This is a genomic window from Alistipes sp. Marseille-P5061 (genome assembly GCF_900290115.1).
In the GTDB taxonomy this organism is placed as follows: domain Bacteria; phylum Bacteroidota; class Bacteroidia; order Bacteroidales; family Rikenellaceae; genus Alistipes; species Alistipes excrementigallinarum.
This window is the reverse complement of the sequence record NZ_LT985749.1, coordinates 204,500-219,608: the sequence shown is the minus strand read 5'-3', so window position 1 is coordinate 219,608 and position 15,109 is coordinate 204,500. Positions and strand designations below refer to the sequence as shown.

The following is a 15,109-nucleotide window of genomic DNA, read 5'->3' as shown; positions in this document are numbered from 1 at the left end:
ATATGCGAGCATTAATCAGCGTAAGCGACAAGACCGGCGTGGTCGATTTTGCCCGGGGGCTGCGGAGCCTCGGCTGGGAGGTCATCGCCACGGGCGGCACCATGAAGCTGCTCCGCGAGAGCGGTGTGGAGGTAATCAACATCAGCGACGTGACGGGTTTCCCGGAAATCTGCGACGGCCGCGTGAAGACGCTCCATCCCAAGGTGCACGGCGGTCTGCTGGCCCGCCGCGACGACCCGTCGCACATGGCGGCGCTCAAGGAGAACGGCATTGAACTCATCGACATGGTCTGCGTCAACCTCTATCCCTTCCGTCAGACCATCTCCAAACCCGACGTGAAGATGGAGGACGCCATCGAGAACATCGACATCGGCGGCCCCTCGATGCTGCGTTCGGCGGCCAAGAACTGGGCCGACGTGACGGTCGTATGCGACCCGGCAGACTATGCTGCGGTGCTCGACGAGCTGCGTGCCGAAGGTACGACGCGCCGCGAAACGCGTCTGCGCCTCTCGGCCAAGGCCTTTACCCATACGGCCGAGTACGATACGATGATTGCCACCTACATGCGCGCCCAGGCGGGGCTCAACGAGAAGCTCTTCCTCGAGTTCGACCTGGTGCAGTCGCTCCGCTATGGCGAGAATCCCCACCAGGCGGCCAAGTTCTACCGCGAGGAGAAGCACGTTCCCTACTCGCTGGCCTTTGCCCGCCAGCTCAACGGCAAGGAGCTCTCGTACAACAACATCCAGGATGCCAACGCGGCGCTCTGCATCGTCCGTGAGTTCGACGAGCCCTTCTGCGTGGGTCTGAAGCACATGAACCCCTGCGGCGCCGCTACGGGCCGCGACGTGGTCGAGGCGTGGAAGAAGGCCTACGAGGCCGACAAGGTGTCGATTTTCGGCGGCATCGTGGCGACGAACCGTCCCGTAACGCTCGAGGCAGCCGAGCTGATGAAGCCCATCTTCCTCGAGATTATCATGGCGCCGTCGTTCACCGACGAGGCCCTCGAGCTGCTCCGCACGAAGAAGAACCTGCGTCTGCTCGAGGTCGACATGACGCGCGGCGAGGTGGACCGCAAGCAGTATGTGAGCGTGAACGGCGGTCTGCTGGTGCAGGACCTCGACCTGACGACCAAGCACGTCGACGCCTCGATGTGCGTGACGGAGACGAAGCCCGCCCCCGAGCAGATGGAGGACCTGAACTTCGGCTGGCGCATCGTCAAGCATGTGAAGTCGAACGCCATCGTGGCGGTCAAGGACGGACGCACGCTGGGCGTGGGCGCCGGTCAGATGAACCGCATCGGTTCGGCCGAAATTGCCCTCAAGCAGGCGCGTGCGGCCGGTGTGACCGAGGGTCTGGTGCTTGCCTCGGACGGCTTCTTCCCCTTCGACGACTGCGTGGCGCTGGCCTCCGAGTACGGCGTGACGGCCATCGTCCAGCCGGGCGGCTCGGTGCGTGACGGAGAGTCCATCAGCAAGGCCAACGAGAAGGGCATTGCCATGTGTTTCACGGGCGAGCGCCACTTCAAGCATTAACAGGACAGAGACGGGGCGGCGGACTCCTTCGGGAAGCCTGCCGTCCCGTATCGTTTCATTACAAATCCAACAACCGTTCGCAATATGAAGGTACTGGTTATAGGAAGCGGCGGCCGCGAGCACGCCATCGTCGATGCGCTGACGCGCTCGGCGCAAGTCGAAAAGATATACTGCGCACCGGGCAATGCCGGCATCGCCCGCGTGGCCGAGTGCGTCGACATCCGCGACACGGAGGTCGAGCGGCTGCGTGATTTTGCGGCCGGCGAGGGCATCGGGCTCACGGTGGTGGGCCCCGAGGTGGCGCTGGCGGCCGGTGTGGTCGACGTCTTCCGCGCTGCGGGGCTGCGCATCTTCGGCCCCACGAAGGCGGCCGCGCGCATCGAATCCTCGAAGGAGTTCGCCAAGCGGCTCATGGCCAAATACTGCGTGCCGACGGCCGGCTTCCGCGCCTTTACGGAGTATGAGGAGGCGCGCGCCTACGTTGCCGCGCGTCCGCTGCCGGCCGTGCTCAAGTACGACGGCCTGGCTGCAGGCAAGGGGGTGGTGATTGCCGCCACGATGGAGGAGGCCGACGAGGCGCTGCGCGAGATGCTGCTCGACGACCGTTTCGGCGAGGGCAAGGTCGTTGTCGAGGATTTCCTCGAGGGCCCCGAGTTCTCGTTCATGTGCTTCGTTTCGGGCCGCAAGGTGTGGCCGATGGTGCTGGCTCAGGACCACAAGCGCGCCTACGACGGCGACAAGGGTCCCAATACGGGCGGCATGGGTGCCTACTCGCCCCTGCCCTTCATCACGGCCGAGGACGAGCAGTTCGCGCTGCGCAACATCATGCAGCGGACGGCCGACGCGATGGTTGAGGAGGGGTGTCCCTTCACGGGGGTGCTCTACGGCGGTCTGATGAAGACGGCGCAGGGCATCAAGGTCATCGAGTTCAACGCCCGCTTCGGCGACCCCGAGACCGAGGTGGTGCTGCCGCGTCTGAAGAGCGACATCGTCGACATCTTCTGCGCCGTGGCCGACGGCGGCGATGCGACGCTCGAGTGGCACGACTTCGCCACGCTGGGCATCGTGCTCGCCTCGAAGGGCTACCCGGGCAGCTACGAGAAGGGTCACGAAATCAAGGGACTCGACCGCGTGCGGGGCAAGGTCTACCACATGGGCACCCGCATGGAGGGCGACCGTCTGGTGACGGCCGGCGGCCGCGTGCTCTTCGTCGTGGGCGAGGGGGCGACGCTCTCGGAGGCGCGCCGCCATGCGCTCGAGGATGTCGCCCGCATCGAGTGCGACAACCTCTTCCACCGTACCGACATCGGCCACTGGGCGCTCAACAAGAGGTAGCGGCGTGCGGATGCGAATACCGAACAACAACAAACGAACAACCTGATTGACAGCATGATTATTAGTGGAAAAGAGCTCTCGGCGCAACTCAAGGCCGAGATGGCGGAGAAGGTGAAGGGCTTTCCCGCATTGTATGGACGGGTGCCCCACCTGGTGGTGATTCTCGTGGGCGAGGACCCGGGCAGCGTGAGCTATGTGAAGGGCAAGGCGAAGGCTTCGGCCGAGGTGGGGATTCGCAACACCACCATCCGCAAGCCCGACACCATCTCGGAGCAGGAGCTGCTGGAGCTCATCGCGCAGCTCAATGCCGACGACGAGGTGGACGGCATTCTGGTGCAGCTGCCGCTGCCGAAGCACATCGACGAGGACAAGGTGATTGCCGCCATCGACAAGGCGAAGGATGTCGACGGATTCCATCCGCTCAACGTCGCCGCCCTGTGGCAGAAGCAGCCCTGCACGCTTCCCTGCACCCCGAAGGGCATCATCAAGATGCTCAAGGCGGCCGGTGTGACCATCGAGGGGAAGCGGGCCGTGGTCATCGGCCGCAGCAACATCGTGGGTCTTCCCGTCTCGAAGCTGCTGCTCGACGAGAACGCCACGGTGACGATAACCCACAGCCGTACGCGTAACCTTGCGGAGGTGACGCGCCAGGCGGAGATTCTGGTGGTGGCCATCGGCCGCCCGAAGTTCGTGACGGCCGACATGGTTGCCGACGGGGCGGTGGTCATCGACGTGGGTGTGAACCGCGACCCGGAGACGGGCAAGCTGTGCGGCGACGTCGACTTTGCGGCCATCGAGCCGAAGGCCTCGGTCATCACTCCGGTGCCGGGCGGCGTGGGTCCCATGACCATCTGCTGCCTGATGGAGAATACCATCGAGTGCTTCCTCCGCCGTCGGGCGAAGTAGTGCGTCCGGGCGGTCCGAAGGCAGCGAAGGCTGCCGGTAAAAGCCTGTAAAAGAGAAGGCCCCGAAGATAAACTCTTCGGGGTCTTCTCTTGTTTTGCGGCCTGCCGATGCGCGGCTTGCACCGGGCGGCACGATGTTTCGCGTCGGGCAGCCGTGTTGCGGTGCTTCGTGCCGGGGCGTCCGTGCTGCGGCGTTTGGCGTCGGGCGGTCGTGTCGCGGTTGTCCGTGCCGGGTGGCGGTGTCATGATTGCCCGTGCCGGGCGGCAACGCTGCCCCAGACAACACCGGCACCGGCAACGCTGTGCCCGCTACCGCTTGGCGCCGGAGAGGCGGGTGCGGAGCGCGAAACTTTCATACTCGCTGCGCAGCGAGGCGATGAGTTCGCGGACGCTCTGGATTTTCTCGGCCCGCCAGGCGTTGGCCCCGCAGAAGGCGTAGCCGTTCTGCAGCCGCCCCTTGAAGGCGTTGTAGAGTGCCAGCATGATGCAGTAGGGGCTGTGCGTCACGTCGCAGGTCTTGATGCAGTCGAAGGGGCAGGCACGTGGGCGCTTGAGCCCCTGCTTCACCCGCTCGAGGAAGGTGTTGTGGATGGCCCGGCCCGGCATGCCGACCGGGCTCTGGATGATTTCGATATCCTCCTTGCGGGCATGGAGGTAGCTCTCCTTGAACTCCCGGGCGGCGTCGCACTCCTCGGTGGTCACGAAGCGCGTCCCCATCTGTACGCCGTCGGCCCCCAGCTCCATGATGCGGTAGATGTCCTCGCCCGTGTAGATGCCGCCGCCGGCGATGACCGGGATGTGGCGGCACTCGTGCGCCGCCTCGAAGGAGCGCACCTCGGCCACAATCTCGGGCACGAGCTGCTCGAGGGCGTAGTGTTCGTCGTCGAGCTGTTCGGGCTTGTAGCCCAGGTGGCCTCCCGCCTTGGGACCCTCGACCACAATCGCGTCGGGCAGGTAGCGGTACTCCGAGAACCACTTGCGGCAGAGCAGCCCGGCGGCGCGTGCCGACGAGACGATGGGGGCCAGCTTGGTCCGCGCCCCCTGGGTGAGGAACGAGGGGAGGTTGAGCGGCAGCCCCGCACCCGAGAAGATGATGTCGGCCTTCTCGGCAATGGCCGTGCGGACCATGTCGGCGAAGTTCGACATGGCCACCATGACGTTGACGCCGATGATGCCGCGCGTCCGCTCGCGCGCCTTGCGCAGCTCCTCCTTCAGCCCCCAGATGCTGGCCTTGCGGTAATCCTTCGAATAGTCGTTGTAGATGGCTCCCAGTCCGGCCGACGAGATGACGCCGATGCCTCCCTGCTCGGCAACGGCCGAGGCGAGGCCCGAGAGCGAAATGCCGACGCCCATGCCGCCCTGTACGATGGGCAGCGGAGCGAGCAGGTTTCCGATTTTCAGTGCTTTCATGGTTGATTGGCGCGGGACGCGTTGGTTCCGTCCCGTTGAGGCAAAGGTAGGGATTTTTTGGCGCGGGTAGCCTCTGTTTCGCTGAAAAGTCCGAAAAATTTGCCAAAAAAGTCGCAGCCTGGAACGCGTCCGAGTACGGATGTTGTGCGGTTTGGCCTATTTTATGGTCTGTTATCCAGTAATTTGTGAACCTGCAGTCGGATTCTGGCGGGATTTTCGTATATTTGAGTGGGTATCGTGAATCCGACGCGGCCGGAGAGGCCGGGTTCCGCCCCCTTGCCCCCGACGGTGCGGAGCTCACGACCGGAGTATTCATCTAAAAAACAACGATGCTTATGAAACGAGTGATGTGGAGGCCGCTGTTGTTGGCCTGTGCTCTGTTTGCTTTCAGCGCCTGTGACAAGGAGGATGGCGAACGGACGGAGAGTCGCGTCGAGGTTGCGCTTGACGCCAACGCAATCGAGTTGACCGTGGGAGAGACTCATACGCTGACCGCCCAGGTGACGCCCGAGGCGGAGGCCGGTGCAAGTGTCGTGTGGGCATCGGCCAATCCCGAAGTGGCAGTTGTCGATGCCGGCGTGGTGACGGCCGTAGGTGCAGGCGAGACGACCGTCACGGCCTCGGTAGGTGAATCTTCGGCCGCATGTCGGGTGACGGTGACCGAGCCCGAACCCGAGCCCGAGCCCGAGCCTTCGGAGCCGAAGGTGGGCGACTACTTCTACAGCGACGGCACGTGGAGTGACGGCGGACTGGTCAGCATCGAGGCCGACGGTCTGAATCCCGTCTGGGCCGACGAGAAGCCGGCGCCCGTGGCCGGGAAGCAGGTCATCGGCATCGTCTTCCAGACCAACCCCGAACGCATGGCCGCTTCGGACGTTGCGGCGGGCTATACCCACGGCTATGTGGTGGCCGTGCGCTTTGCTCACGGCGCCGACAAGATGACCACCTACTGGTCGAAGGACTGGGAGTTCTCGTGCCTGGATGCCGCCAAGCTGGCCGAGACGTGGTATGCCAACGTGAACGGCTATGTCGAGACGATGACCGTGCGCGACAACTACGGCGAAACGCTCGACGAGATGATGCCCGCCTTCGGGTGTGTGCTCAACGACTTCTCGCTGCCGGCGCCCGAACATACGAGCGGATGGTTCCTCCCCTCGACGGGGCAGTTGTGGGACATGGCCGCCAACCTGTGCGGCGATGAGGTGGCCCGCTACATGAAGGAGTGGCAGACGCTCTCGTACGACGCCACGTGGTACTGCTCGGAGACGGTCTCCTACGACGCGATGGCCCGCTTCAACGAGACGCTCTCGAAGATTCCCGAGGCGGAGCGCGACCTGCTGGTCAACGACGACGAGACCCATCCCTTCTGCTCGCTCTGGGCTTCGACCCCCTACGACAGCGAGTCGGCATGCATCCTCGAAATCGGCTCCGAGGGGCTCATCGAGTGCATGACCAACTGGTACGACGCCGACTGCTTCGCGCGTCCCATTCTGGCATTCTGACCTTAGGCGGGCGGCCCGGTGCCGCCCCCTTGACGAGCGAAGGCCGCAACCCTTACGGGGGTTGCGGCCTTCGTCCTTGGAATCCGTTGCGTAGAGCGGCTGCCGGCTCAGAGCAGCTCCTCGAGCCGGGCCACGGGCGAAACCTCGAGCGAGGAGAAGAGCCCCGCGCGGTAGCGGTAGAGTCCCGCCATGGCAATCATCGCCGCGTTGTCGGTCGTGAACTTGAACTCGGGCAGGAAGGTGCGCCAGCCCCGTTTGCGCCCCTCTTCGACAATCCCGTTGCGCAGCCCCGAGTTGGCCGAGACGCCGCCGGCGATGGCGATGTCGCGGATGTCGTACTCCCGGGCGGCCTTGACGAGCTTGTCGAGCAGGATGCTCACGACGGTGCTCTGCAGCGAGGCGCAGAGGTCGGCCTTGTGCTTCTCGATGAAGTCGGGGTCCTGGGCCACGGCGTCGCGCAGCGTGTAGAGGAACGAGGTCTTCAGCCCCGAGAAGGAGTAGTCGAAGCCGTCGACGTGGGGCCGTGCGAAGCGGAAGGCCTTGGGGTCGCCCTCCTTGGCCAGACGGTCGATGACCGGACCGCCCGGATAGGGGAGTCCCATCACTTTGGCACACTTATCGAAGGCTTCACCCGCGGCGTCGTCAATCGTCGTGCCGACAATCTCCATCTCGAGCGGGGAGTTCACCCGGACAATCTGCGTGTGTCCGCCGCTGACGAGCAGGCAGAGGAACGGGAAGTCGGGGTGGGGCAGCTTGCGGTCCGGCAGGTCGAGGAAGTGCGAAAGGATGTGGCCCTGGAGGTGGTTGACCTCCACCATCGGGATGTTGTGGGCGATGGAGAGCCCCTTGGTGAACGAAACGCCCACGAGCAGCGAACCCAGCAGGCCGGGGCCGCGCGTGAAGGCGATGGCATCGAGCTTGTCGGCCGTGATGCCGGCCTCCTTGAGCGCCGTATCCACCACCGGAACGATGTTCTGCTGGTGGGCGCGCGAGGCCAGCTCGGGAATCACGCCTCCGTACTTGATGTGAACGGCTTGTGACGCAATGACATTCGACAGCAGCACGTTGCCGCGGATGACTGCCGCCGAGGTGTCGTCGCACGAGGATTCGATGCCTAAGATTGTAATATCCATTGGTTGATTTCGTTATTTTATTGCAAAAATAGTTAAATTTGCGGATTAAACGACTTTCAATGCGCAAAGGTATGAAAATATTGGGAAAGGTGCTCTCGGCAGCAGTTCTGCTGCTGCTCTTTCTGCCTTTGCTGCTCTCGCTGCTGCTCGACATCCCGGCCGTGCAGAACTTCGTGGTCCGGAAGGCCGTGACGCTCGTCAGCGAGAAGCTCGGAACGAAGGTCGCCATCGACCGCGTGGACATCGGGCTCTTCAGCCGGGTGCGCGTGCAGGGCTTCTACGTCGAGGATTTCCAGCACGATACGCTGCTCTATGCGGGGCGCGCCGAGGCCTTCGTCACGGGCTTCGGCCTCTTCAGCGAGGGCATCGTGCTGAGCCGCGCCCGCATCGAGGGGGCGAAGCTCTGCCTGCACGAGACGCCCGACGGCGAGATGAACATCAAGCAGGTGGTCGAGCGGCTGAGCAATCCCGACCGCAAGAAGAAGGGCGAATTCAAACTGACGATTCACGACGCGGCCATCGAGGGGATGGAGTTCTGCCTCGAACGGCTCGAGCACCGCAACCCCGAATACGGCATCGACTTCTCGCACCTGCACATCTACGACCTTGCGACCGTGGCCCGCGACCTGACCATCGACGGCTCGGTCATCCATACCGATTTCGAGAGCCTCTCGGCCACCGAGCGGAGCGGCTTCCGCATCGAAAACCTTACGGGTTCGTTCTACCTGACCACCGGCTGCATCGGCTTCGAGCAGACGACCATCCGAACGCCCCGCTCGCAGCTTGAGATTCCCCGCATCGCGCTGGTGGGCAACTCGTGGAACGACTACAAGTGGTTCGTCGATTCGGTGCAAATCGACGCCGCCTTCCGCCGCTCGAAGCTCTCGAGCGACGATTTGGCCTACTTCGCCCCCAAGCTGCGGCAGTGGAAGATGCTCTTTTCGGACGTCGAGCTCGACGCCTCGGGTACGGTTGCCGATTTCCAGACCCGCATCCGCAGCCTCGACGTCGGGGGTACGACCCTGATGGGCAGCGCCACGGTCAAGGGGCTTCCCGACATCGCCTCGACGCATTTCGACGTCAACGTGCAGCGCCTGGCCACCTCGGCCCGCTCGCTCAGGTCGCTGGCCGCCTCCTTCGCGCGGACGGAGCTCCCGCCGCAGACGGTCGCCATGCTCGGCCGCACGGGTCGCATCGACCTGGCGGGGAGCTTCCGCGGAACCCTCTCGCTGTTCGACCTCCGCACGCAGCTCCGCACGCCGCTGGGGCGTCTCTCGGGCCGCCTGGCGATGAAGCCCCTGCGTGCGGGCCGCCGTCAGGTGACGGGCAGCGTGCGCGTTCGCTCGTTCAGCCTCGGCAAGCTGCTGGGCAAGGAGCAGCTGCTGGGCAGCACGACCCTCACGGCCCGTGTCGACGGCGCCATCGGCCGCGGCTTTGCCGACGCCGAGGTGCTCGGCAACATCGCCCAGCTCGAATTCAAGGGCTACACCTACAACGACGTGCGCCTCGACGGCCGGCTGCGCAACAAGGAGTTCGACGGCCGCATCTTCGCGCGCGACCCCAACCTCAACTTCGACTTCCTCGGACTGGTCGACCTGAACGACGGAACGCCCCGCTACGACTTCGTGATGGAGCTCCATCGGGCCGACCTTGCAGCGCTGCACCTCAACCGGCGCGACTCCATCTCGCAGCTCTCGGCGCGCGTGGTGGCCCGCGCGGGCGGCCGCTCGCTCGACGACCTGAACGGCCGCATCCAGGTGCTCGACGCCACCTACCGCTACAACGACAAGTCGCTCACGGCCAAGAACGTCTCGGTGACGGGCGAGAACTCGCCCACGAGCAAGTTCGTCGAACTGCGCTCGGACTTCGCCGACGCCACCTTCCGCAGCAAGACCAGCTACCGCGAGGTCTTCGCCTACCTGCGCGAGAGTGCGGCCCGCTACCTGCCGATGCTCCACGACGCCCGGGTGCGCGAAGGCGCCGCCGAGCGGAAAATCGCCCTGGCCAACGACTATTCGCTGCTGTCGGTCAGCATCCGCAACATCAATCCGGTGATGGACGCCATCTCCGAGGGGCTGCAGGTGGCCGACGGCTCGAAACTCCAGCTGCTCTTCAACCCGGCGAGCGACCAGCTCTCCTTCCGGGCCACTTCGGACTACATCGAGCGGCGCCGCATGCTGGCCACGCGGCTCAACGTCAACGCCTCGAACCGCGGTGACTCGCTCACGCTCTACGCCTCGGCCGAGGACCTCTACCTCGGCATGCTCCATCTGCCCAACCTCTCGGTGACGGGCGGCGCGCGGCAGGGCGACGTCCAGCTCTCGACGGGATTCTCCGACACGACGCGCCGCTTCTCGGGCCAGCTGAGCGTCCGCGCCTCGATTGCCGACGAGCACGGCCCCTCGGGACGGGTCGTCGGTCTGAGGATTCTCCCCTCGCGCATCGTCCGCGGCGACAAGATGTGGCGCATCCTGGCCCGCAACATCCAGTTCGACACCACGCGCGTGGTCATCGACCGCTTCTACGTGCGCAACGACGAGCAGGTGCTGGCGCTCAACGGCATCGCCTCGCGCAGCCGCGACGACTCGCTCACGCTCCGTCTGCGCAACTTCGACCTGGCCCCCCTGACGCAGTTCGCCGACCGCATGGGCTACGTCGTCGAGGGGCGCACGGACGGCTTCGCGGTGATGAAGTCGGTGCTGCGCGACGGTCAGTTCACGGCCGACATCCAGCTCGACAGCCTCGAGGTGAACGACATCCCGGCCCCTCCCATGCGGCTGACCTCGCAGTGGGACTTCCAGCGCAACCGCGCGGGGCTGACGGTGGCCAACCGCATCAAGGGCGACACGCTCGTGAGGGGCTTCTACGCCCCCTCGCAGCGGCGCTACTACGCCCGCATGCGCATCGACAGCCTCGACATGGGGCTGCTCGACCCCGTGCTCACGGGGGTCATCTCCCGCACGCGCGGTCTGGCCAATCTGGACCTCGTCCTGACGGGGCGCGGCCGCGACGGCGAACTCTCGGGGGCGATTCACGCCTCGGGGCTCTCGACCACGGTCGACTTCACGCAGGTGACCTACACGGTGCCCGACGTGACGCTCGAGGTGAAGAACAGCCTCTTCAGCGCCAAAAACGCCACGGTGCTCGACAGCGAGGGCAACCGCGGCTCGCTCGACTTCAGCCTCGATTTGGGCCACGTGACCAACATCGCCTACGACCTGCGCGTCACGCCCGAGCAGATGCTCGTGCTCAACACCTCGAGCCGCGACAACGACCTCTTCTACGGCAAGGTCTACGCCTCGGGCCGCGCCCGGATTCGGGGCGACAAGCTGGGCGTCAACATGGACGTGACGGCGACGACGGCCGGCAGCTCCTCCTTCTTCATGCCCCTTTCGGGCAAGTCGAACATCTCGGCGGCCAACTTCGTCACCTTCGTCGAGCCCGCCGCCACCGATACACTCACGACCGTCGAGCTCAAGAAGCTGAGCTTCGAGCGCAAGCAGCGCAAGAAGAGCGCCACGCCGGGACAGATGAACATCTCGCTGGCACTCGACGTGCGCCCCAACACCGAGGTCGAGCTGACCGTGTCGGGCAATGCCGTGCGGGCCCGCGGCGAGGGTACGCTCAACCTGCAGATTAACCCCCGCTCGGGCATCTTCGAGATGTACGGCGACTATACGATTCTGGAGGGAAGCTACCTCTTCTCGCTCGAGAACCTCATCAACAAGAAGTTCGTCATCGAGAACGGCTCGACGATTCAGTGGACCGGAGCGCCGACCGACGCGATGCTCGACATCGATGCCGTCTACAAGGTCAAGGCCTCGCTCCAGCCGCTGCTGCAGGGTACGGCCGACGTGGCCGGCGACCGCTCCGTGCCGGTCGAGTGCGTCATCCATCTGGGTGACCGGCTGACCAACCCGGCCATCGGCTTCGACGTGCGCGTGCCGGGTGTCGACCCCGAGATGCAGAGCATCATCGCCAATGCGCTCAGCACCCCCGAGTCGGTTGACATGCAGTTCCTCTACCTGCTGCTCTTCAACAGCTTCATGGCCGAAAATTCGGCCGCCGGGAGCAACATGGGCGCCTCGGTGTCGGCCGCCACGGGGCTCGAATTCCTGACCAACCAGCTCAGCAACTGGCTCTCGGCCGACGACTACAACCTGGTCATCCGCTACCGGCCCAAGTCGGAGCTGACGAGCGACGAGGTCGATTTCGGCCTCTCGAAGAGCCTCATCAACAACCGTCTGTTCGTCGAGCTGGAGGGCAACTACATCATCGACAACAAGCAGGCGGTCAACAACAACGCCATGTCCAACTTCATGGGCGAGGCCTATGTGACCTACCTCATCGACCGCTCGGGTGCCTTGCGCCTGAAGCTCTTCACGCAGACCATCGACCGCTTCGACGAGAACCAGGGTCTGCAGGAGTACGGCCTGGGCGTCTACTTCAAGGAGGATTTCAATAACTTCCGCGACTTCCGCCAGCGGGTCAAGGAGCGCTTCATCAACCGCAAGCGCCGGGCCCGCCGCGAGGAGCGCCGCGCCGAACGGGAGCGCCGGCGTCAGGCCGGGCAGGAGCAGCCGGAGGCGGCCGCCGCCGGTGCGGAGCCGCTTGCAACGGCGGACGACGAGTACAATACGGAGAACTCAAACAACAAATAAAAACAAAAAACGACGTTATGATGACTTTTTTACAGGCTGCCGAAGCGGTGGCTGCGAGCGAAGAGACCCGCATGGGATTGTGGACCCTGTTCACCAAGGGCGGCTGGCTGATGTGGCCTCTGCTGGCACTGGGCGGCGTGACGATTTTCATCTTCGTGGAGCGTTTCCTCGCCATCCGCAAGGCCTCGGTGCTCGACATGAACTTCATGAACCGGATTCGCGACTATATCTCGGACGGCAAGATTGCCGTGGCGGTCAACCTCTGCAAGAAGACCGATACCCCCATTGCCCGCATGATTGAGAAGGGCATCGAGCGCATCGGACGGCCGATGGGCGACGTGCAGACGGCCATCGAGAATGTGGCCAACCTCGAGGTCTCGAAGCTCGAGAACGGCCTTCCCTTCCTGGCGACCATCGCCGGCGGCGCCCCGATGATTGGCTTCCTCGGCACGGTGCTCGGCATGGTGCAGACCTTCATGGACATGTCGGCCGCGGGTGGCACGGTGGACCTCGGCCTGCTCTCGAGCGGCATGTATGTGGCGATGGTCACCACGGTGATGGGCCTCATCGTCGGCATCCCGGCCTACTTCGGCTACAACTACCTGGTGGCGCGCATCGAGAAGCTGGTCTTCCAGATGGAGGCCAACTCGATTGCCTTCATGGACATCCTTAACCAACCCGTTCAAAAATAGTGCGCCATGGCAATCAAACACGGTTCCAAGGTTGACAAGAGCTTCTCGGCATCGTCGATGACCGACCTGATGTTCCTGCTGCTGCTCTTCCTGCTGATAGCCACGACGCTCATCAACCCCAACGCCCTCAAGCTGATGCTCCCCAAGAGCTCCAACCAGCTGAAGGACAAGGCGATGACCACCGTGTCGATTCAGGACACGGGCCACGGCTACCGCTACTACGTCGAGCTGCAGGACGTGGGTTCCATCGAAGGGGTCGAGCGGGCGCTCTCCACGCGCCTCGAGGGTCAGGAGGAGCCCACCGTATCGCTCCACTGCGACAAGACGGTGGCCGTCGACGAGGTGGTGAAGGTGATGAACATCGCCAAGGACAACAAGTACAAGCTCATCCTGGCCACGACACCGCGCTAGGAGGGCGGTCTTCGCGGCGGCCCGCTGCGCAGGAGCGGCGCATGCCGCCGGGCGGAGACCTGGATTTTGAAACGCAACAGAGAAGATGTATTATTACGACCCGAACGACCGGTCCCCCCGCAGGTGGGCGACGATGGCGGCGCTGTGCTACGCGCTGCTGCTCGTCGTTGCGTTCGCGCTCGTGTCGTTCGACTTCCGGCATATCGAGGAGAAGCCCGGTGATACGATTGTCATCGACTTCACGGAGCCTCCCGAGCCCGAGCCGCAGCGTCCTCCGGTGCGGCGGGCCACCGAGCCGCGCATGCACGACGAGGCGGCTCCCGTCGAGCAGACGGCCCGCGTGAGCGGCAAGGACGAGGTGACGCAGACACCCAACCCCCGGGCGCTCTTCCGGATGAACAAGGGCGGGGCCGACGAGCCCGAGAATGCGGGCAATCCCCGCGCTCCGAAGGGTGAGGACAAGGCGAGCGGCAAGGGTCCGGGACTCGACGTCGACGGCCTCGACCAGCTCGACAAGGGGTTGCAGGGACGCGGCCTGGTGGGGGCGCTGCCCAAACCCGTCTATCCGGGCAACAAGAGCGGTAAAATCGTGATTCGCGTGACCGTTGGCCCCAAAGGCAATGTGACGGGGGCCTCGTACGAGCCCAAGGGGTCGACCGAAAGCGACCCGGCACTGGTGGCCGCGGCCCTCGAGGCGGCCCGCAAGGCGCGCTTCACGGAGAACCGTGCGGCGGTGCAGGGCGGCACAATCACCTACGTCTTCCGCATGGAGTAGCCGCCGGCGGGGGCGGAGCCGATAAGCGGCCGCCCCTCCGACGAGGCAGACCCGCCGGCAACGGAGGCCGCGGGCCGAGCTGCGGAAGCGGAGAAGACTCCGGAGGGGAGCCCCTCAGAGGGGACTCCCGGAAAAAGAGAAACACTATGCGCAAATTTGTTTGGACATGCATCGGGTGCCTGCTCCTGGCAACGGGACAGGCCGTCGGCCGGACCGCCGGCGCGGCGGAGCGCTCGCAGCGGGATGCCGTGGCGGAGAGCTCCCCGAAAAAGGGGGAAAACCCCTCGCGCCGCGAACGGCGGAATGGCTCGGCACAGCAGGGCGGTGCGCTGCTGCGGCTCGAGGAGTCGGTCTATGACTTCGGCCGCGTGCCGCGCCGCGGCAGCGATTTGGTGCACGACTTCGTCGTCGAGAACGAGGGTACGGTGCCGCTCGTTGTCACGCGGGTCTTCACCTCGTGCTCGTGCCTCAAGGCGAGCTATTCGAAGCGCCCCATCCCGCCCGGCGGCACGGGGGTGATTCGGATTACCTACGAACCCTACAAGAGCGAGCCCGGAACCTTCTACAAGGTCATCCAGGTCTACTCCAATTCGACCGAGGGGCGCACCGTCATCACGGTGCAGGGAAGCTCCTACGACGACGAAGAGGAGGAGTAGCTCCCTCTGTCGGGACACGCGGCGACAGAGCCTCCGCATCCCGGCGCAGTCAACCATACCCGGACGCGCAACCGCCCGGGTATGTCGTCCGAAGTCC

11 protein-coding genes are annotated in these 15,109 nt (G+C 64.7%); 9 read left to right on the top strand and 2 right to left on the bottom strand.

The annotated features are described in order from the left end of the window. Positions 1 to 2 precede the first annotated feature (2 nt). The 3 genes from purH to folD all read left to right on the top strand — a co-directional run bounded on the left by purH (position 3) and on the right by folD (position 3,773). Positions 3 to 1,532 carry a bifunctional phosphoribosylaminoimidazolecarboxamide formyltransferase/IMP cyclohydrolase gene (gene purH / locus C8267_RS04825; protein WP_106633878.1) on the top strand — a complete coding sequence of 510 codons (1,530 nt, stop codon included), beginning with the start codon at positions 3 to 5 and terminating at the stop codon, positions 1,530 to 1,532. A gap of 84 nt (positions 1,533 to 1,616) precedes the next feature. After that, positions 1,617 to 2,867 carry a phosphoribosylamine--glycine ligase gene (gene purD, locus C8267_RS04820; protein WP_087361434.1) on the top strand — a complete coding sequence of 417 codons (1,251 nt, stop codon included), beginning with the start codon at positions 1,617 to 1,619 and terminating at the stop codon, positions 2,865 to 2,867. A gap of 54 nt (positions 2,868 to 2,921) precedes the next feature. Next, positions 2,922 to 3,773: a bifunctional methylenetetrahydrofolate dehydrogenase/methenyltetrahydrofolate cyclohydrolase FolD gene (folD, locus tag C8267_RS04815; protein ID WP_106633877.1), complete on the top strand. Its 852-nt coding sequence runs from the start codon at positions 2,922 to 2,924 to the stop codon at positions 3,771 to 3,773. Positions 3,774 to 4,081: 308 nt separating this feature from the next. On the opposite strand, the gene C8267_RS04810 is transcribed toward folD, so the two are convergent. After that, positions 4,082 to 5,182, bottom strand: a complete 1,101-nt coding sequence (locus C8267_RS04810) for an NAD(P)H-dependent flavin oxidoreductase (protein WP_106633876.1) — start codon at positions 5,180 to 5,182, stop codon at positions 4,082 to 4,084. Between the two features lie 335 nt (positions 5,183 to 5,517). Here C8267_RS04810 and C8267_RS04805 point away from each other — a divergent pair, with 335 nt between their 5' ends. Further along, on the top strand, positions 5,518 to 6,684 hold the full coding sequence (locus C8267_RS04805) for an Ig-like domain-containing protein (protein WP_158699716.1): 1,167 nt from the start codon (positions 5,518 to 5,520) through the stop codon (positions 6,682 to 6,684). A gap of 107 nt (positions 6,685 to 6,791) precedes the next feature. Here the strand turns inward: C8267_RS04805 and tsaD are convergent, their stop codons facing one another. Further along, positions 6,792 to 7,817 (bottom strand): tRNA (adenosine(37)-N6)-threonylcarbamoyltransferase complex transferase subunit TsaD, encoded by a 1,026-nt coding sequence (gene tsaD, locus C8267_RS04800; RefSeq protein WP_087361427.1) that lies wholly within the window; start codon positions 7,815 to 7,817, stop codon positions 6,792 to 6,794. A gap of 71 nt (positions 7,818 to 7,888) precedes the next feature. Between tsaD and C8267_RS04795 the strand changes: the two genes are divergently transcribed. The 5 genes from C8267_RS04795 to C8267_RS04775 all read left to right on the top strand — a co-directional run bounded on the left by C8267_RS04795 (position 7,889) and on the right by C8267_RS04775 (position 15,012). Next, a complete protein-coding gene (locus tag C8267_RS04795; RefSeq protein WP_234025695.1) occupies positions 7,889 to 12,478 on the top strand; it encodes a translocation/assembly module TamB domain-containing protein in 4,590 nt (1,529 codons plus the stop codon). 17 nt (positions 12,479 to 12,495) lie between these two features. Continuing rightward, positions 12,496 to 13,170: a MotA/TolQ/ExbB proton channel family protein gene (locus C8267_RS04790; protein ID WP_087361423.1), complete on the top strand. Its 675-nt coding sequence runs from the start codon at positions 12,496 to 12,498 to the stop codon at positions 13,168 to 13,170. Between the two features lie 6 nt (positions 13,171 to 13,176). Next, positions 13,177 to 13,581 (top strand): ExbD/TolR family protein, encoded by a 405-nt coding sequence (locus tag C8267_RS04785; RefSeq protein WP_087361421.1) that lies wholly within the window; start codon positions 13,177 to 13,179, stop codon positions 13,579 to 13,581. A gap of 85 nt (positions 13,582 to 13,666) precedes the next feature. Beyond that, complete coding sequence (locus C8267_RS04780; RefSeq protein ID WP_106633873.1) at positions 13,667 to 14,356, top strand: TonB family protein; 690 nt, start codon at positions 13,667 to 13,669, stop codon at positions 14,354 to 14,356. Between the two features lie 146 nt (positions 14,357 to 14,502). Further along, entirely contained in the window at positions 14,503 to 15,012 is a 510-nt protein-coding gene (locus C8267_RS04775) for a DUF1573 domain-containing protein (RefSeq protein WP_106633872.1), read from the top strand. The last annotated feature ends 97 nt before the right edge of the window (positions 15,013 to 15,109 follow it).

What these genes read in the sequence shown, in the direction of transcription:
- purH (WP_106633878.1), top strand. Translation starts at nt 3, where the DNA reads ATGCGAGCATTAATCAGCGTAAGCGACAAGACCGGCGTGGTCGATTTT.
- purD (WP_087361434.1), top strand. Translation starts at nt 1,617, where the DNA reads ATGAAGGTACTGGTTATAGGAAGCGGCGGCCGCGAGCACGCCATCGTC.
- folD (WP_106633877.1), top strand. Translation starts at nt 2,922, where the DNA reads ATGATTATTAGTGGAAAAGAGCTCTCGGCGCAACTCAAGGCCGAGATG.
- C8267_RS04810 (WP_106633876.1), bottom strand. Translation starts at nt 5,182, where the DNA reads ATGAAAGCACTGAAAATCGGAAACCTGCTCGCTCCGCTGCCCATCGTA.
- C8267_RS04805 (WP_158699716.1), top strand. Translation starts at nt 5,518, where the DNA reads ATGAAACGAGTGATGTGGAGGCCGCTGTTGTTGGCCTGTGCTCTGTTT.
- tsaD (WP_087361427.1), bottom strand. Translation starts at nt 7,817, where the DNA reads ATGGATATTACAATCTTAGGCATCGAATCCTCGTGCGACGACACCTCG.
- C8267_RS04795 (WP_234025695.1), top strand. Translation starts at nt 7,889, where the DNA reads ATGAAAATATTGGGAAAGGTGCTCTCGGCAGCAGTTCTGCTGCTGCTC.
- C8267_RS04790 (WP_087361423.1), top strand. Translation starts at nt 12,496, where the DNA reads ATGATGACTTTTTTACAGGCTGCCGAAGCGGTGGCTGCGAGCGAAGAG.
- C8267_RS04785 (WP_087361421.1), top strand. Translation starts at nt 13,177, where the DNA reads ATGGCAATCAAACACGGTTCCAAGGTTGACAAGAGCTTCTCGGCATCG.
- C8267_RS04780 (WP_106633873.1), top strand. Translation starts at nt 13,667, where the DNA reads ATGTATTATTACGACCCGAACGACCGGTCCCCCCGCAGGTGGGCGACG.
- C8267_RS04775 (WP_106633872.1), top strand. Translation starts at nt 14,503, where the DNA reads ATGCGCAAATTTGTTTGGACATGCATCGGGTGCCTGCTCCTGGCAACG.